At 58.1% G+C, this 17,935-nt stretch carries 16 protein-coding genes; 5 read left to right on the top strand and 11 right to left on the bottom strand.

The annotated features are described in order from the left end of the window. Positions 1–80: 80 nt before the first annotated feature. Entirely contained in the window at positions 81–908 is an 828-nt protein-coding gene (locus tag RBB47_RS18120) for a cold-shock protein (protein WP_305987278.1), read from the bottom strand. Positions 909–1,120: 212 nt separating this feature from the next. After that, positions 1,121–2,218 (bottom strand): DUF1176 domain-containing protein, encoded by a 1,098-nt coding sequence (locus RBB47_RS18115; protein ID WP_305987277.1) that lies wholly within the window; start codon positions 2,216–2,218, stop codon positions 1,121–1,123. Positions 2,219–2,412: 194 nt separating this feature from the next. Here RBB47_RS18115 and RBB47_RS18110 point away from each other — a divergent pair, with 194 nt between their 5' ends. Then, positions 2,413–3,060: an MBL fold metallo-hydrolase gene (locus RBB47_RS18110; protein ID WP_305987389.1), complete on the top strand. Its 648-nt coding sequence runs from the start codon at positions 2,413–2,415 to the stop codon at positions 3,058–3,060. A 43-nt stretch (positions 3,061–3,103) separates the two neighbouring features. Here the strand turns inward: RBB47_RS18110 and RBB47_RS18105 are convergent, their stop codons facing one another. The 4 genes from RBB47_RS18105 to RBB47_RS18090 all read right to left on the bottom strand — a co-directional run bounded on the left by RBB47_RS18105 (position 3,104) and on the right by RBB47_RS18090 (position 6,694). Then, entirely contained in the window at positions 3,104–4,045 is a 942-nt protein-coding gene (locus RBB47_RS18105; protein ID WP_371932815.1) for a DUF1402 family protein, read from the bottom strand. A gap of 295 nt (positions 4,046–4,340) precedes the next feature. Then, positions 4,341–4,691 (bottom strand): DUF6665 family protein, encoded by a 351-nt coding sequence (locus RBB47_RS18100; RefSeq protein ID WP_305987275.1) that lies wholly within the window; start codon positions 4,689–4,691, stop codon positions 4,341–4,343. Between the two features lie 66 nt (positions 4,692–4,757). Continuing rightward, positions 4,758–6,110 carry an MFS transporter gene (locus RBB47_RS18095; protein WP_305987274.1) on the bottom strand — a complete coding sequence of 451 codons (1,353 nt, stop codon included), beginning with the start codon at positions 6,108–6,110 and terminating at the stop codon, positions 4,758–4,760. A 20-nt stretch (positions 6,111–6,130) separates the two neighbouring features. Then, the gene (locus RBB47_RS18090) at positions 6,131–6,694 is read right to left on the bottom strand and encodes a chalcone isomerase family protein (RefSeq protein WP_305987273.1); all 564 of its coding nucleotides are present in this window, start codon (positions 6,692–6,694) and stop codon (positions 6,131–6,133) included. 430 nt (positions 6,695–7,124) lie between these two features. On the opposite strand from RBB47_RS18090, the gene clpS reads away from it, so the two are divergent. Then, complete coding sequence (gene clpS, locus RBB47_RS18085; protein WP_305987272.1) at positions 7,125–7,427, top strand: ATP-dependent Clp protease adapter ClpS; 303 nt, start codon at positions 7,125–7,127, stop codon at positions 7,425–7,427. 15 nt (positions 7,428–7,442) lie between these two features. On the opposite strand, the gene RBB47_RS18080 is transcribed toward clpS, so the two are convergent. From RBB47_RS18080 to RBB47_RS18060, 5 genes are all read right to left on the bottom strand, one after another. After that, positions 7,443–9,614 (bottom strand): cation:dicarboxylate symporter family transporter, encoded by a 2,172-nt coding sequence (locus RBB47_RS18080; protein ID WP_305987271.1) that lies wholly within the window; start codon positions 9,612–9,614, stop codon positions 7,443–7,445. A gap of 172 nt (positions 9,615–9,786) precedes the next feature. Continuing rightward, positions 9,787–11,280, bottom strand: a complete 1,494-nt coding sequence (locus RBB47_RS18075; protein ID WP_305987270.1) for a hypothetical protein — start codon at positions 11,278–11,280, stop codon at positions 9,787–9,789. Positions 11,281–11,630: 350 nt separating this feature from the next. Beyond that, a complete protein-coding gene (locus RBB47_RS18070) occupies positions 11,631–12,572 on the bottom strand; it encodes an agmatine/peptidylarginine deiminase (RefSeq protein WP_305987269.1) in 942 nt (313 codons plus the stop codon). 129 nt (positions 12,573–12,701) lie between these two features. Continuing rightward, positions 12,702–12,989 (bottom strand): hypothetical protein, encoded by a 288-nt coding sequence (locus RBB47_RS18065; protein WP_305987268.1) that lies wholly within the window; start codon positions 12,987–12,989, stop codon positions 12,702–12,704. Positions 12,990–13,034: 45 nt separating this feature from the next. Then, positions 13,035–14,222 (bottom strand): DUF1176 domain-containing protein, encoded by a 1,188-nt coding sequence (locus RBB47_RS18060; RefSeq protein WP_305987267.1) that lies wholly within the window; start codon positions 14,220–14,222, stop codon positions 13,035–13,037. A gap of 443 nt (positions 14,223–14,665) precedes the next feature. Between RBB47_RS18060 and RBB47_RS18055 the strand changes: the two genes are divergently transcribed. From RBB47_RS18055 to RBB47_RS18045, 3 genes are all read left to right on the top strand, one after another. Then, entirely contained in the window at positions 14,666–15,976 is a 1,311-nt protein-coding gene (locus tag RBB47_RS18055; protein ID WP_305987266.1) for an adenylate/guanylate cyclase domain-containing protein, read from the top strand. A 330-nt stretch (positions 15,977–16,306) separates the two neighbouring features. Continuing rightward, positions 16,307–16,594 (top strand): GIY-YIG nuclease family protein, encoded by a 288-nt coding sequence (locus RBB47_RS18050; protein WP_305987265.1) that lies wholly within the window; start codon positions 16,307–16,309, stop codon positions 16,592–16,594. Positions 16,595–16,833: 239 nt separating this feature from the next. Next, the gene (locus RBB47_RS18045; protein ID WP_305987264.1) at positions 16,834–17,268 is read left to right on the top strand and encodes a hypothetical protein; all 435 of its coding nucleotides are present in this window, start codon (positions 16,834–16,836) and stop codon (positions 17,266–17,268) included. Positions 17,269–17,935: the final 667 nt, after the last annotated feature.

The following is a 17,935-nucleotide window of genomic DNA, read 5'->3' as shown; positions in this document are numbered from 1 at the left end:
ATGCGGACTTTGGGTTCAATACGAAAACGGGCGCAGCTGAGCTGCGCCCGTTCGTAATAATTCTAAGCCGGATGGCTGTCTTATTCTTCGGCTTCCGGAGCGCTGTCTTCGACCGGAGCGCTGTCGTCGGCCGGAGCCTCGGAGCCTTCTTCAATCACCTGCAGGTTTACCGCTTTAGGTCCCTTGCCGCGGCGATCCGGTTCCGTCTCGAACGAAATCCGCTGGCCGCTGTCCAGCGTTGCAAGGCCGGAGCGCTCAACAGCCGAAATATGAACGAAAACGTCAGCCTCGCCCTCATCCGGTGTTATGAAGCCGAAGCCTTTGTCTGTCTTGAAGAATTTAACAGTGCCGCTTTGACGCGGGCCACGTTCAACGGGTGGTCCATCGCGCCGGGGAGGGCGTCCCTGCCGGAAGCCATCGCCGTCGCCGCCGTCGCGGCCACCATAGCCGCCGCGGCCACCGCCGCCGCCGTATCCGCCGTCACGACCGCCACCGCCGCCGTAGCCGCCGTCCCGGCCGCCACCATAGCCGCCGCGTCCGCCGCCACCGCCGTAGCCGCCATCACGACCACCACCATAGCCGCCGCGTCCGCCGCCGCCGCCACCGTATCCACCATCTCGGCCGCCACCGTCCCGGTCGCCGCCATAACCGCCGCGGCCACCACCGCCGCCGCCGCCATATCCGCCGTCACGGCCGCCGTAGCCGCCTCCGCCGTCTCTGTTGTCGCGGCCGTAGCCGCCACCAAAATCATTGTCGCGTCCGCCGCGGTAACCACCGTCCCGGCCACCGCCATAATCGCCACCGAAGTCGCCGCCGCCAAAATCACTGCCGAAGTCTTGCGGACCGCCAAACTCGCGCTTGCCGCCGCGCCGACCACGCGACCGCCGGTCCGAATCGCCATCGTGCATTACTGAATCACCTTAATTTCCGTGCCCCGCCGGCACATATCAGCCAATCTCACCCGTCTTCACAGACGTCACCTCAGGCAGGCGCACCCTGTACGCCTGTTCAACATTCTGGGATCGGGCTGAAACAAACCTGCCGCATCCCTTACCAGCCGCTGCGGCTCCATCATAAGGGCGTGAGGCATGAAATCGCAAGAAATTCCTTGGGACAGGCGTTAATCGGGCGCGTTTTTTAAGGGCCAGGTACTTGACCAATTGGACAAGTCAGGTGCCGTACCGTCACATGTCTTCCGGGTTGCTTCTTCCAGCAGGACCAGTCCCGTACCGTTCCAGATCCAGCGGTTCCAGAGCCCGCACTCGCCAACACCGGATCCCTTGAAATAGCTGACCAGCTGCTGATCTGCAGGAATCCACCTTGCGTTGTAAATGAGATCCGATGCAATCGGACCTTTCTCCGACATTCTTGCAACGTGAACCTGGCGCGCAGCGCCGTCCTTGCCCGACAGAATGGCGACATAGGGGCTGTTATAGGCCGTTGGTGCGCCGCAGGGGATGATGTAGAGCGAAGCGCCTTCGGCGAGCGGAACACGCACAGCGTTCAGGCTGGCGAATATGGCTGGATCAATTGCGGAGCAAAGCCTGTTTGCCGACCAGATGGCCGTTACTTCGGGCGGCAACTGGTCTGCACTCAGGATCGGCAATGCGTGCGGCGCATCCCTTGCCGGACCCGTGCCCGGGGCGACGATTGCAGCGACTGTCCCGGTTCGGTCCTGTCTGTTGTCGAGCCAGAGAAGACTGGCCTTCAGGCCCTGAAGGGGAACGGGGACCGATATGGCGTCAGATCCGTTTCCTTCAGGCAGATGGATTGTCAGAACCTTGCCCTTCTGCATGGCGTCCAGAAGCGTGATGGCAGCAGGTCCGGCCGGATACCAGAAGCCTTCACCGCCGAGCGGGCGGAAGCCGGAGGGAGCGGTCACCGCCGGCTGCATTTCGCGCAACTGTTCGATGGGCAGTTCTTCGATGGTCGCGCCATCGACATCAAACCGAAGCGTTCCTTCCTGGGGAAGTTCCGTGTTGGTGGTCAATCGGATAAGCGGCTGAGCTTCGGCCTGCCAGTCCCGGACGATGCGCACGTCAACCCAGACCGACTGGCTGCGGGTGAAGGAGGAGGTGAAGCAGACGCCGGTATTTCCGCAATCCACCGTCCATCCCTCAAAATTTGGTGCGGTACGGCCCGGCTGTGCCATACTCCCGGACACAGCCAAAAAGGCGGTGGCGGCGGTTATCAGGAAAGTCAGCAGTCTTAGCGTCATTATGTCCGGTTACCCGATTTTCATTGCCGTCTTCTCAGAGGCTTATACATCTTGTACGAAATGCACGCGGCAAGGTGAAGCCGCTAACGTGCAGAAAGACGACACCGGATTGTTTTGTCCCGCATTTGTTGCCGAGCCAGTCCGAGGTGTTTCCAAAGGAGGCAGGTGTGACAGAAGATACGACAAATTCAGATATGGATGAAACACCGCCGATTCAGGTGATGGTCCTGCCCGTTACACCTTTTCAGCAAAATTGCTCCTTGATTTGGGACCCGCAGACCATGCGGGGAACCGTTGTCGATCCCGGCGGTGATGTCGAACGCATCCTGGAGGCAATCAAGAAGCAGGATGTCAACGTGGAGAAGATTGTGCTGACACACGGGCATATCGACCACATTGGTGGCGCTGCCGATCTGGCGGCGGCTCTGAGTGTTCCGGTCGAAGGTCCGCATGAGGCCGACAAACCGCTCATCGAACGGGTCGCAGACCAGGCGGCCCAGTTCGGTGTTCCCGAGGCGAAACCGGTGACGCCCGACCGATGGATGGTCGAAGGCGAGCAAGTCGAGATCGCCGGGCGTATGTTCGATGTTCTGCATTGTCCGGGCCATTCTCCCGGCCATCTCGTGTTTGTCGACAAGGAACTCGGGTTTGCGATTTCAGGCGATGTGCTGTTCGCCGGGTCGATCGGCCGGACCGATTTACCAGGCGGAGACCACGCAACGCTGATCCAGTCCATTCAGGAAAAAATGCTGCCGCTCGGCGATGAGGTCTCGTTCCTGCCGGGTCACGGGCAAGCATCGACAATCGGGCATGAGCGCCAGACCAATCCGTTCCTGACCTGACGGCCCAGGGCCGGCCCGCTCCTGCGCAGGCCTCGTCATTGCTTCAGAGAAGGGCTCTCAGGTCGTCTATCCGGTCATTGACGAGCCAGCCGTAGTAGTTTTCTCGTGGCCAGCTTCGACCGGTCCGGCGGAATTTGGCCGCCCGGCCCCAGGGGTCGCCAAGATTGTAGAGAGTGGCGGTCAAACCGGGATTGTTCGAGATGTCGACCTTGCCGACCGACTTGTAGGCCGCAATGGCATCCTGAATGATGGCTGCCATGTAGTGCAGCGACATGTTCGGATCCATCGTCGCCTTGTAAACGGCTTCAGAATTTGACGCTTCCAGCTTCCGGAACCTGCTTTGGCGCGAGACGCGATCGGTCATTTTGAGGACGGTCAGCGGGCTGAGCTGGCCAAGACCGAAGCTTTGGCCCGCATAGAGCGGCTGGAAAAAGGCCTCGTTGAAGTTCTTCTTCGGATAGCGCACGCCTTCGACCCGTTTGCCGCGGAACTTGCTGTTCCACACATTCTCGTAGCAGGACCAGCGGCGGTCGCTGCTCTTCTGGATATGGTCCTTGCGGCAGCGTTCGAACTGCGGGCGCTGAACAAAGACGTCGACATGTTCTCCATTGAGTTCGAAGTCGATGTTTATGCCCGCATAGGCAAGGGCTTTCACGTAATAGGATTGCGCGCTGTCGAGCGTGTCGTAGTTGTAGGTGTGCTCACCGACGATCGCGCCGATAATGTGAATGGGGTCAATGCCGTAGCGGCTTGCGACCCGCTTGATGGAAGACATCAGGCGCCGGTCCCGCTTAAGAACCGCGACGACCTTGTCGAATTTCGCATCGTAGCTTGATTTGGAGGCGGAAGTTCTGCGCGCTGACGCAAACGGGATCTTGGGCTGGCTTTTGTAGCGGTTGCCTTCCGGAACAACGCGTACCGACTGAGCCTCTGCCGGTTGGGTTAAGCCGATGACCGGTACTGCCGGATTGATGAGCAGTCCCAGCGCCAGGCAAGCCGGTATTAGTCTTCGAACAAACTTCAAGGAGCCAGTCTTGCTGCACATCATGATCGCTCTGCGCTCGGCATTATTTTTTTGTCGGATGCTGGGCAGCTTTCCCTGCACCAGTCAACCTAAGCGGATAGACATAGTTCACTGAGCACGACAGTAAATAACGCATCTTGCAATAACCCCCGTAAAAACCACCCTAGCGACAAAGATGCAACAGCTTCCTTTCGCTACGGCACTTCCGTCAACAAAGAAGTGATTGGGGTCACATTTGCCCGCTTATTGACCCAAACTACGACCGGGCGCGCGCCTTGGTGCTGACGGCCGGACCCATTGAGAGCCGCACAGCCTTCGGAACGCCCATATGATCATTGAATTCCTTGTGCCTGCGAAGGCCGCACAATTCGCGTTGAATGATCACGTGCCAGAGCGCTTCACCGGCTTCTGCCAATCTGGTCAGCCGATGCTCGTCCGATGCATCCGGGTCGTTTTCCGCCTCACTCAATTGTTCGAGAGCAGTCTGAAGTTTCGTCGTCAAGCGGGACAGCGTGGACGCCATCTCGCTGAAGACCTCCTGCTCCAGAGCCGCCGCCAGCGGGTCCTTGTCGGCAGGTTTGGTGAATTGGGGCGGTCGTACGGCCATCGGCGGTTCCGGTCAAATTTGATGAAAACACGCAATCAGAATTCGGCAGCCGCGGTCAAGAGGGTGTCACGCCGCAGCCGGGCGCAGTTCGAGATCTTTTTCAAACAGGAGCAGCCCGCCAAGGGCAGCCAATTTGAAGATACACGGAAGTCCGGCATAGGTGACGCTCATGACAAAATTCAGTTCCGGCGTCATGACCACGTTTGGATGGTATCCAAAGATGCCGAGCGCTGGCAGTGCGAGCCCTGTTGCGACGGCGAGAGCTGACTTCGACAAAAACGCCATTATGGAAAATAGCTTCGAGGCTTCCTGCTGCCGCCCGTCAGCTTCGATGTGGTCGGCCAGGATCGCAGGCGGTAATGCGAGATCAGCGCCAAGAGCAAGCCCGGACAAGGCACATACCAGCGCGTAAGACGCGATGTCTCCCTGTTGCAGGAGCGCAGCCCAGCAAAAGGTCAGAATGGCTGCGGCAAGGGAAAATTGCCACGCGCGCAACTTGCCGAACTTCCTGGCAATCGCTGTCCAGAGCGGCATGGAGATTGCGCCCGACAGGAAATAAGTTAACAAAAACAGACCAGTATAGGTTTCCGCGCCGAGCCGGTCGCGAATGAAGAAAAGGACTAGAACCGCGGGTATCGCGCTTGCAAAGACGTTGAGGAAAACGAGCCCGAAGAACAGGCCGCGCCAGCGGTTGTTGAGGAGTGACAACCAGCTGATCCCGGACTGACGTTTCGCCGGGGTTTCCAGAGGAGCTGAGCGCATCCAGCGGACGAGGAGCCAGAGCGTTACGCACAGGAGTGGCAGGTAAACAAGCGACAGCCAGTGAAACGCGTCGGAGGGCCCAACGATTTGTGTCAGGATCGGCGGCGTCACGGCCGCCACAAGAAGTCCGACCAGACCGATAGCTTCCCGGCTTGCGGTAATTCTGGTGCGTTCGTTTGTTGTCGTCCGCCAGAGGCCGCCAAGGGCCTGAAAATTGATGGACACGACCGAAAAGCCGGTCGTGCAGACAAAGACGGCAAGTGCGAACCAAAGAACCGGGGCGCTTGCAAGGGGATGAAACAGCATCCAGAACCCGGTGCCGAGCAACACCGCGCCTATCGCCAGGATTGTTGCGCGCGAGGTGTGAAAACGGTCACTGAGGCTGCCGATGAGCGGGTCCTGGATTGCATCGACCAGCCTGAGTGCCAGCAGGACTGACCCGAGCGTTGCGAGCGGGATTTGCAGAGTGACTGCATAAAAGTCCGGAGCGTGAAGATAGATGGGCAAGCCGACAAAGGCGAGCGGGAACGCCATTGCGCCGTAAGCCGCCAGACTTGCCATCCGAATTGGTTGCAATGCCTTGCTGCCGCTGGAGGCTACTGCCCCCGCTTCGGGTCCGGTCAAGGTTTCGTCCGGACCCAACGTCGTGTTTGTCATTGCTCGACGCTGGTCGAGGGTCAAGAACCGGCTCCGACCAGTCTGGCTCTCAGGCCGGGATTACGGGTGTTGTTGCCGAGCCAAATGGAAAAGAACTTCTTGGTGAAGGCCGGATCGCTGATCGTACCGATCTTTCGGTTTCCACGATAAAACACGGAACTGCCATTCGCCGTGCGCACGCCGGTGATCGACTGACCGGCAGAAACGTTAGGGAAAATCGCATTCATCTGTTTTTCCCAAGAGGCGATCTGTGCAGCCGATGCGCCGCCCTGGCGCTTGATTTCCTTAATCGAGCTATCGGTGATCGCGGTGCCTTTGAAATTGCGAAGGTAAGTCAGCTTCAACGCAAACGGACTGGAGGCACTGTAGACCCCTTTGGGTGCATAAAGTTCGGCATCGAATACCTTGAAGCCCAGATACGTCATGCGGCCCTTGCCGACCAGTTCGGCCGACGGTACTGACCTGGCTGCGGAGCCGATATCTGCTTTGACGGGGAGCGGAACAAGAACCGCGGCCATGAGGAACATGCAGAACAGCGATACGAGCGGCCACTGCGTCGCTGAAGACTGGGTACGTGAATTCATCGGACATCCTCCGGCTGTTTCAGGCTTGAGCCACATGCTGTCCTACGCAGCAGGGCGGGGGCCGGATTGCTTAAATCCGCAGATGATGGTGGAGATGATCAAACGCAAATCAAAATTGGCGTGACCGGGCGTTCTGATGCAATTTGGCGAGCGTCATGTTTCCTTTGATTTTGCGATGCATTATAATGGCCCTATATGGACAAGACAACGGATCGACTGGCGGCGCAATTTGAGCGTCCGCGGGTTTTGGTCTGAAACAGCCGGGACAATCCCGGCAAAGCTTCCGCAATATCGGTGAATGATCTCGAACCAGCCCGGGACCAGGCGCCAGACCGGATTTTGAATGCCTGCCCGCGGTCGGGCATTCAAAATCCGATCCAATTCAAGTTGTTCCGCGCCCGATGCCGGAACGCAAATTTGGGCAAGTGTTATGGGCGATACCGATCTGAAACCCAAACTGAAGCAGAAGACCAAGGTTCAGAAACCGAAACTCTACAAGGTCATTCTGCTGAACGACGACTACACCCCGCGCGAGTTTGTCGTTCTGATCCTGAAAGCGGAATTTCGTCTGGATATGGCGCAGGCGGAAGTTGTCATGCTGACTGCACACCAGAAGGGCGCCTGTGTCGTCTCGGTCTATCCGAAGGATGTCGCGGAGACCAAGGCAACGCGTGCAATCGATGCGGCAAGCCAGCTCGGATATCCGCTTCAGTTCACGGTCGAACCGGAATAGGGACAACCTGCCTCGTCAGTTCGAAATCTCTGTATCGGCAGGACTGATCCATCTCCGCTTCATGTCCTGAAGAACGCCGCTGTTCGTTGATTGCTCCATCCAGTAGTTGAAGTAAGCCGCCAGACCGGGTGAATCGGGCGGCATCAGATAAGCAAACAGGAAACGGCTCGCGGTGTCTTCGGGAACAACGGTGGAATAACCCTCCAGCGATATCGCCAGAGCGCGTGCCTGTTCACGCGTCCAGAGCGCGGCATCAACGTCTTTCATGGTTTCAAGATTGTTGTAGTCCTTCACCACGCGCAGGGTCGCTGATGGAAAACTGCGCTTGGCGAGCGGGATGAGGACGGGGTCGTCGAAAACCGCGATTGTCAGGTCTTTGTTCGCCGCAATGACTGCTCTGGACTTGAACTCTTGCACCCGGTCGCTCTTGACGATCAGCGCGAGTGGACTTTCGAAATAAGGTGCACTGACCGTCAACGTGTTCAAACGCGTGTCGGTGATGTAAAGGCCGCCGACCGCGATATCGAACTTGCGCTGTTTGAGGTCACTGGCAAGGCTTTGCCAGTCATAGGGTATGAACTCCAGGTCGACATTCATGCTTTCGGAAAATCGATACATCATTTCAACGTCGTAGCCCACGAGCCGGCCATCGTTGTTCGTGTAGGTAAATGGCATGACTTCGGGATTGATGCCTACCCTGAGCACACTCGTGGTCTCGATCCGGTCGATCGTGTTGCGGGCCGAAACTTCATCCGACGTCTGGTGCTGCGGATCTTCAGACGAAACGGGACTCTTTTCCGCTGGCGCGCTCGACAGGCGATTGGCGTCGCTGAGCTGCTGCACATAGTCCGGAAGGCTCGCCGCCCTGTAGCTGACTTCGGAATGCAGCGGAACGTGGGTACCGCCCAGACTGCCAAGCGCCCAGATGCCCGAAAAGGCTGCTGCGGAAACCGTGACCAACACGATCAGGGCGCGCAGGTTGAAGCGAACCTTGCCGTAGAAAAGAAACGTCACGGTGGTCGTCACAAAAGCGAATGCGGAGACGGATGTGATCACCTGGCCGTAACGCGTGATCGCCATGGTCTCCACGTAGAGGTTTGTTGTACCCGGTGGCAGTCCGAGCCAATTGGCCATGAACGTGACGGCACCGATAGAGGAGGTCGGCGAGCCGATGCTGGACAACAGCGTGACAAACGGCAGTTCCAGGAGCTGCTGCTTTTCGATCGGAAGGTAGTAGTAGAAGGCCGCGTAGATCAGAAAAACCAGGATGAAGAAATTGCCGATCTGGGCGAGCGGGTAGCTGACAGACAAGGAGGTTTCAATGATTTCCTTCTGTTGCTGTTCCTCACCGTCGCTGTTGCGCAGCTTCGCTGCATATTGCTGCGCTGCTTTCTGGATCAGCGGAAGCGAGGCAACGGACAGCGATGTGACCACAGCCACCATGAAGGCCTCGCGCAAACCCGAAAGCACTTCCCTGTAGGTCAGCGGCAGAAAGACCGTCAGCAGCATCGGAAAAACCCAAAGGGCAAGTACCAGCGAACTCAGCAACACGACTGCGATATAGATCGACAACGCGGCGAAGCCGGTCAGGCTGACCGAACTGATGGACTCGGCGAAAAGCGCGCAGACCCCAAGCGGGGCGAGGTAGACAATCCAGCCCCAGATCCGGATACAGGCGTTGCGGATGATGGTGAGGACATCAAGCAGGGGTGTCGGCTTGATGCTGTGCTGGATAGCAATGCCGAATATCACGCCCATGAGAACAACAGATGGAATGTAGTTCTGGCTCAGAGCCTCGAAGAAATTGTCGGGTATCAGAAGATCGACCAGCGACTTTGCGGATCCCTTGTCGCTCGGAAGGCTGGCGGTGAAATCAACCACGGTCGTGTTGCCGACCAGGGGAACGGTCGACGCAGCGACCATGAGGAACAGGAAGGTCACACCCCATAGCAGCAGATAGACCGGCCAGCTTTTGCGGAACAGGGTCCAGGCGATGCTGGGAGACAACTTGCCAAGTCCGAGGAGGAGCGACGAAAACAGGTAGGGCAGAACCACCACTTCCATCAAGCGGATATAGGCGTCGCCAAAGGGCAGGAGAAATTGGGTCAGCGCGGGACTGAGTGAGCCGATAATTATCCCGATCACGCCGCCGACCAGAACGAGAAGGGGCAGCAGTTTGTTGTTCACAAAGAGCGATCCTCGGCTTCAGTCGGTCTTTCGTGGGTGCGGAGCGGGCTCCCGCAAGCGCACCCTAGCAGAAAGAAAGAGTGTTGGGTATTTCTGCCCGTTGCAGTGGCCAGCCGAAGGCCGCCGGAAGCCGGTTCATAGAATGATTGACCAGTAACGTGCGCTGCCCGGATCAGTCGCGCAGCTTGACGATCTTGTCGTTGCCGCCGTCGTCGCCCGGTGCGCCATCGTCCTTGCTTTCGCTCTCCGGACGCGCGTCTGCAACATCTTTCTTTGCGGTATCGGGCCGATGGTCAAGCGGCTCTGTAATGCCGAGATCGGTCGCCGGGTCGTAGCTTTGCGTCAAACCCAGTTCCTCGGCCGGCCCCTTGCCTTCTACCGCCATCTGGTAGTTGGCAATGACGCCCTTGAGCTGGTTTATCTGCTCGTTCGCAGAATCGACCTGGATCTTGTAGCGTTGCAGACGTTTGTTTTCTTCCACCAGGTCTTCCAGATTGTCAGCGAATTTCTGGTTCTGGTTGCGCTGGTGATTCAAGTCGGTCAGAGCCGAATTGTAGCGCAGGTTGACCTCACGCAGCTTTGCGCTGGTCGCCATGAGTTCGTTGCGGTCCTTCTCGTGGTTCTTCTGGGCGCTGTCGAGCAGATGCTCGATTTCCTGCATCCGTTTCAGAAGATCGCGGCCGCGCTCCTTGAGCGTTGTGTTCTCTTGCGCCATTTCCTGCAGCGATTGTGCGCCGATCCGGCGCTGAGACGACAGGTTCTCGATTTCCGCGTTCAGTGCATAGACTTCGTTGTCGTGCTTGCGTTGTTCTTCCTCAAGGCGCGACTTGGCATAGACCAGTTCCTGGTTGGCGACATCCAAATGCGATTTCAGGTCGATGTTGTCATTGCGGAACTCGACCAGCTCGCGTTTGGCTGATTCCAGTTCACTGGTTGACTGGTTGTTCTTGCGGATTTCGTCTTCCAGCAGTTTGGCGCTTTCGGACAGGTTCTGCTGCAGTTCCTTTTCGCGATGCTTGACGGCTTCCAGATCCTCTTTCAGCCCTTCTGCGTTTCGCTCCAGCGATTCGTGCTTGGCCATCAGGTCATTGAGCTTGCCGGTGATTTCGGTGACCTGTGAATTCGCCTCCACGAGCTTGGAACTCTGGATACGGTATTCCTCATTGACCTTCTTGTTGTTGTCGCGGATCGTGACAATGTCGTTGCGGGCCGTTTCAAGGGCAGTACGCGTCTCAGTGGCGCGTTTACGAAGGGAATGAACTTCCGCCTGCGCGTCTTCGAGTTGCGTGGTCAAGGATCTGACCCTGTGCTCCGCATCGAGAAGGTCGGTGGAGATCTTGGCGTTTTCCGACTTCAGCCTGACTTCTGTCTCGACGCTGTGCCGCGAATTCTCAATGTATTCGGACATCATGCGGATGCTGGTCTGGCTTTCCGCAGCGTAGGCAGCCATCTGGTCGAACATCTGGTTGAGGCCGCCAACGCGCGACTTCAGCCCGTCCAGCTGATTCATCTTCTCCTGCATTTTCAGGGCGAAGGGCGAGATTTTTTCGACGTTGTTGCCTTGCGCAGGTGCCTTGCTGGCCTCTTGCACCTTTGCTGTTTCCGTCGGGACCTCGGTCCGCTGCTCCTGGTCGCCCGGACGCGAGGACTTCGAGAAAATGCCCATTCCTGTCTCCTGAATTTCGCGCCGGCACCGCTCCGGCGAAATCGGCTAGATATTAATCCTTTATTAACCCATCTGCGCCGGTCGTTTCAACGACTCCCGAAGGTCGGCAAACAGAATATATCGGGATGCGTTGCCTCAAAAAGCGAAATGTGGCTTTTGGGTCGATGCGATTAAACCTATGGTAAATAAATCCGGGTGTGCGGGTTGTATCGAAACAGCCCGCTTCCTTGGCAAAAACTCGTAGATTGCCGCGCGAAAGCGGCAGCGTTGGTTCTATGCCTGCCGAAGGCAATCTTTGAAAAACTCCCCGGCAAGAGCGCTCCGGAAAACAGGAGCCAGAGGTTGTCCTGTCAAAATTCCGGCTGGTCGTTGGTGACGCAGTGAATACCGCCGCCGGCGTCGGCGATCGCCCAGGCATCGACAAGATAAACTTCCCGGCCCGGGAAATAGCGTTGCAGCCGGGCTTCGAGGTCGCTGTCCGCCGCCTTGTCCAGTTCGCTCATGGCAACAACATACCCGTCGCCGACCAGCCAGTTCACATCGCCCGGGTACCACTCCACCTTGAAGCCAGCGGCTTCAAGGTCATCTGCAAGCCGCGTTTCCGTCTCATCTCCCGTATCGGCGATGGCAACGGTGGTTGCGTTGACGAAGCGTGCGGACCCGTCAATGTGGCCGGTCGTGAGGTCGTCCGGATGGTGACCGTGGGACCAGATGATCTCCGTCAGTCCAAGAGCGTCCTTGAGGATTTTCTCGTGTTCGGCTTTTGGGAGACCGGGATTCCGCTGGTTCTGGCAATCCCAGTTCAGCATGGCGATGCCTGCACCGTTCACTTCCAGATTGCCTTTTTCAAGGACGTAGTCGGACAGGTCTTCAACCTCAACACCAAGCAGGGCGCCGACGTGAACCGGCACCTTGTTGTCACGCCGGTATCCTGCACCAGTTGAGCCGTCCCAGCCGGTGAATGCCCAATTCTGGACCCAGGTGCTGCTTCCGTCCGTGAGGTAAATCGGGCCGTTGTCGCGCATCCAGGCGTTGTCGACCGGGATCTGATGCCAGGTGATGTTCTTTTCCGGCAGACCGCGCTTGGCCAGAAAGGCTGCGGCAGCCTGCTGTTCCTTCAACGTGCTTGTCAGAATGTGAACGTTTTCGTGTCGTTGCACGGAACCGATGATGTTGGCAAAGGCCGGGCGCATTGCAGTCTCATATTTGCCCGGCCACTGCATCCAGACCGCCGCTTGTGGTTCCCATTCAGCAGGCACCCGGAAGGACGCAGCTTCAGCGGTCGATGTCATGAATAAACCTGCCAGGGCAGCACCCAGGACCTGCGCTTTGTAAGTTGGCATCCGTTCCCCGCATTCTTTGCTGTCCCGGGGGTCGGCAACGGTTCCATACGGGCCCGTCGCAGACACCGTCAAGACGGATCAATGGCCCTGAAGACCGCGTTTCAGATCTTCCAGATTGAGGACGGGCACGATGTCGATTTGCGCGCCGAGGCTCTCCATCAACGGTTCGTTGTAGCGGGGCAGGTTTGCCTGATCGGCCTCCTCGAAGAAGATCGTACCGGCGCGCATGCCGTCCTGCATGTAGAAGTAGGCTTCAGAGGCACCGGTATCGGCGATCAGCTTGTCGATCGCCGTACCGATATTGTGTTGCTCGCCCGCCCGGTTACCGGCCTGGGTTGGAATCTTGAACGTCATCATCAAGCGCATCTGTCATCTCCCTAGCCATGCAAGCTTGTTTTGGTGAGCCCGAACCTAACCGCCCATTTCGTCGATCGTCCAGTTCAAAGGCCAGCCTTCCGGTGGACCGAAGACGCCGTCGCAATTGGATTTTTCCAGGTATTCGACAAGCTCATAGTCTCCGCTTTCCGCCATCATTTCGTGTCGTTCGAACGCGCCGCAGTCGAAATTGGAAGAATAGTAGGTGGTGCCGGTGACTTGCCCCGAATCCGGATCAAAAAAGAGATTGTTCACAAGCGCATGGTTCGGTTGGTTGAAATCCGGGGGCGTTTCGAATTCCTTCCATTCATCGAGAGACGGATTGAAGGGGATGTGAATGGCCATGAAGTAAGGCACGTTGGCATCGGCCATGCGGCAGGGCACGATCCAGGTTTCGACGTCGCCCTCCGCGTAGAACTGCGCGCCATAGGCAGGCAGGGTCTCGGCGAGCTGACAGTCGAGCGTCCGGTAGCCCATCATCTGAACGGAATCCGGCAGCTCCTCAACCGTGTAGACGAGGCCTCTCGGTCCGGAGGACGCACGGTCCTGAGATGGCATGACGGGCGGGGGAACATCATTTGCCGGTGGCGGCGGTGCGGCGGCCTGGGTCTGGGCTGGCGCTGCGTCCTTTGGAGCTGCTTTCGGAGCACTTTCGGCCGCGGCGATGGTTACCTTGCTGTCCGCCGCCAGGCCGCCCCAGGCGACGATGGCGTCGAGACGGCCGATCCGGCCCTGTGCCTCGTCCATCTTCAAGAGCGAATGGGTCAGGCCGTTGAGCTTCACCCAATAGGTGAGCGTGCCGGTGGCGCCGCCATATTCGATCTGGATCACCGCGTCCTCGCCAAGGCGCAGGTATTCGATAAGATCGCGGTCCGAGTCGCCGCCGAAGGTCATCTCGTTTCCGGTGTAGATTTTCGACGCCTTGCCGAAAAATCCGTAATTGTCCTCTTCAAGACTTTCGATCTCGATCCGCGCGCGCATGCCGACCTCGAGCGGCGTCGTGGGGCGCAGTGTCACAAAGACATCGCTGCCGGCTTCGGCGCTGCGCTCGAGTTTCAACCTGAACTTTTCATCGTTGGAACTTTCACCATCGGTTTCGGCGATGCAGTAGTTCTTGTCGTTGCAGCGGATCGACCAGTCGCCAAAGCTGGTCCGGTCCAATTGGGCAAGGGCCGGGCTGGTCAAAGCCACGGAAAAACAGGCGGTTACAAGAAATCTTTTCACTCAATCCCCCATAGTGAAGCGAGTCGTCCGCAGTTCAGTCACGGTGTCAGCATGACGCCGCAAGCAGCTGTGTCAAATGAGAATTCCGCAACGTGAAGCGAAATTTCCCGGCTTGGGGCATGCCCTCGTAAGGCAAGCTGCGATGGTAAGGACGAATTTGATTGGTTGCGAGGCACGGAACAGCAGCAAACCCTTCGGTTTTCAACGTTTCGCGACGAAGCAGCGGGGCAAAGTCACCTTGTCCCGGAGGGAGGCAACAACGGCTTCGCCCTGCTGCGTCAAAGCACTTAACCGCGCAGGGCGCCCGCTTTTCGCGCTGTTCGCCTGAGCTCATCGCCGTTTGCCGCGCCCTCACACCCTATCGTATGAGGGCATGACCTGGCGGCTTGGCTTGCCTATATGTTCAATCTTGACCTATCCGCATCACTTGGGACTGCCTGCCTTTGACGACGCCTCAGACTGCCCAGCCTGCCGCCGCCGATCGTGGTGATGAAGACCGCCTTGCCCAGGCGGAACGGCAGGGGCTCCGGCTGGCGATCATCTGCAGAACAGTCGCAGTCGGGGCTGCGTTCCTGTGGGTCGCCATTTCCTGGTTCTTGTTGGGATTTTACCCGAACCCCTGGATCTTCGTTGCCCTCGGCGCGTTCACCGCCATTGGCATTGCCCATGCCAGCGTGATTGGCACGCGGTTTGACCGATGGTGGATGAAATACGCCATCTACCTGGTTGATGCCGTCGGGATATGCATGACCTTCGCCCTGTTCCCGATCAGCCGGAGTGGCGACGTTCCCCAGATCCTGGCGTTCCGCGCCTATGGCATCTATTACCTGTTTCCGATCGTCGCCATGGCGACGCTGTCCCTGTCGCCGCGTCTGGTTCTTTGGACGGGTGCAGCTGTCGTTGTCGGCTGGTGGACTGCGTTCCTGCTCGTCATTTCCACGATGGAGCGGACGCTGTCCTGGGCCGATCTTTCCCCTGGGGCATCTGGCGCCGACTATGAAGCGGTTTTCCTTTCACCCGATTTCATCGGACGCGGCAACAGGGTCGAGGAGACCGGATTTTTGTTCATTGCGACAGTGATCCTGGCGCTGGGCGTTTTGAGGGCCCGGCGCGTATTCCGGGCACAGGTGAAGGCACAGGCCGAGCGCGAGCGCGTTGCGGCGACGCTTGGACGCTATGTTCCTGAAGCCATTGCCAAGCGGCTGATCGACGACCCGACGGCCCTTGCGCCGCAGGAACGGCATGCCGCCATCCTGGTGATGGATATTGCCGGGTTCACGGCCTATTCCGCGAGCCGCAGTCCGACCGAGGTGATCGAACACCTCAACGCGTTTCTTGCTGGATGCGCCGATGTCATCGCCCGGCACGACGGCGTTGTAATCCAGTTCACCGGCGACGGTCTGATGGCCTCCTTTGGCACACCCATCGAAAGTGCCACGCCGGAAGCGGAGGCCTTTGCTGCGAGCCGGGATCTTCTCAGCGAGGCAGAGCGCTCCAGCTTCTCGATCCGTGTCGGGCTTGCGGCCGGCAAGGTCGCCTCGGGCAGCATCGGCTCTTCCAACCGGCAGGCTTTCACCGTCTACGGCGACACGGTCAACCGCGCCGCCCGTCTGGAAGCGCATGGTAAAACACTGGGCAAACCGGTTTTGATGGATGACGCTGTGGCCGCCAAAGCCGGCGAAACACTGGAACGGTTCGAGGGGCAGGAGCTCAAAGGCTTCGCGGACAAGGTGGATGTCTTCGCACTGGGGTGAGGGGGCCACACACGCCACGCCACGCCGGCCTTGAGCCTATCGACAGTGAGCCAAAAAGGTCCCGGATCAAGTCCATGATGACACTTTTGGGGTAAGCGCACTTGGTCGAAGACACTGAGACCTTTTGATTTGGCACGGTGGATTGGATCCCCGATCAAGTCGGGGATGACCAGAGTGGTTTGAGGGATCGTGCCTCGATCTAAGGGATGACCCGGGAGTTCGCCCCGAGGTTCGTTTTTTCAAGAGATTGGAGAATGAAACGAGACGACCTTGTGACACTTGGAGTCATCCCCGACTTGATCGGGGATCCAATCCACGCAACAACGAGGCATGACGTATTTCGTCTACATTCTTGCCAGTCGCCAACGCGGAACACTCTATACCGGGATCACCAATGATTTGGCGCGTCGTGTTTATGAGCACAGGCAAAAGATCGGTAGCACTTTTGTTAGCAAATACGATGTTACGCGACTGGTCTACTATGAGAATTTCGAGACACCCGACGCGGCGATCGCACGCGAGAAACGCCTGAAGCGCTGGCCACGTGAGTGGAAGATCAAGGCCATAGAAGACTTCAATCCTGAATGGCGAGATCTCTATGAGGACCTAAATCGCTAAGCCCCTCCCTTATGCACACAGGTTGTCATCCCCGCGTAAGCGGGGACCCAGGAACCTTCGTTGATTCCACCGGAAACCAAACGGCAGCGCCGCAGGAGTCCTGGGTCCCGGCTCTCCCCTTGCTTCAGCGGGATGACCGAAGGGATACTGGAGAGGAGCCAATAATTTGAACGGTCTCTTTCACCCAAAGTTTATTTTCTCTCATTAGTTCAATTGCAGATTGAAATTTGGAGAGAGTAATGTCCCTCAAAGGCTACTTTGCTTTGGGCTGCGTCGCGGTGATCCTCTGGTTCGCCTACGGAGTATATGCGGACAAACAGGCTGATATCGCCAAGTTCATGAAAAACCATAATCTTGATGACGTTGAGTTCGCTGCCTTCAAGGCGTGCGGCAGTCATGTGTCGGGTCTACGGCTTAACGCCACGCACAAATCCGTACCTGTTTCCATTTGTGCCTGCCAGGCGAAGGAGATGGTGGAGGTCATGCTGCCGGGGAAGTATTCAAGCCATCAGAAGGTTGTGAGGTCGATGACCGATGGCAAGGTAAATTCCACACAGAGAACGTTGAAAGTGACGCAGTTGCGTTCCGGTTACTCGCCGACATCCGGCTTCAAGAAACTGTACCTGTCGCTTTCCGAGTGCATTTCCGACTATCGCCCGGAAAAAGAGGTTTAGCATAGGAGCAGGTCCGCGAAGTATGCGATGCACTGGGCACAAGACGTGTCCTTCTATGACGTTTGCGTTGCAAGGCGGGTTGGCCATGCGACTGTCGTCGCTGATCTCCCTGACAAGCATGCGCAATTGATACGATCGCCTTTCCACACAAAGACTGTCATCCCCGCGTAAGCGGGGACCCAGGAACCTTCGTTGATTCCACCGGAAACCAAACGGCAGCGCCGTAGGAGTCCTGGGTCCCGGCTCTCCGCTTTGCTCCGGCCGGGATGACACCTGTGGGGTAAGCGCGCTTGGTCGAAAACACTGAAGCCCTTGATATGGCACGCTCCGGTTTGCCAAACACAAGGACTGTCATCCCCGCGCAAGCGGGGACCCAGGAACCTTCATCTTTGCCACCGGAAACCAAACGGCAACGCCGCGGGAGTCCTGGGTCCCGGCTCTCCCCTTGCTCCGGCCGGGAGGACACTTCTGGGGTAAGCGCGCTTACTGGAAAACACTGACGCCTTTCGATTTGGCACGGTGGATTGGATCTCCGATCACGTCGGGGCTGACCAGAGTGGTTTGAGGGATCGTGTCACGAACACGTCCTGGACAGCACCGGCGCCAAGGTGAGGACGCGATGCGCTCGCTTTTCGGGTCGTCCAGGAACGGCGCCGTTCCTATGGTG

This window comes from Roseibium sp. MMSF_3544 (assembly GCF_030732845.1).
In the GTDB taxonomy this organism is placed as follows: Bacteria; Pseudomonadota; Alphaproteobacteria; order Rhizobiales; family Stappiaceae; genus Roseibium.
The sequence above is the reverse complement of the archived record's forward strand: the minus strand, read 5'-3'. Positions and strand labels throughout refer to the sequence as shown.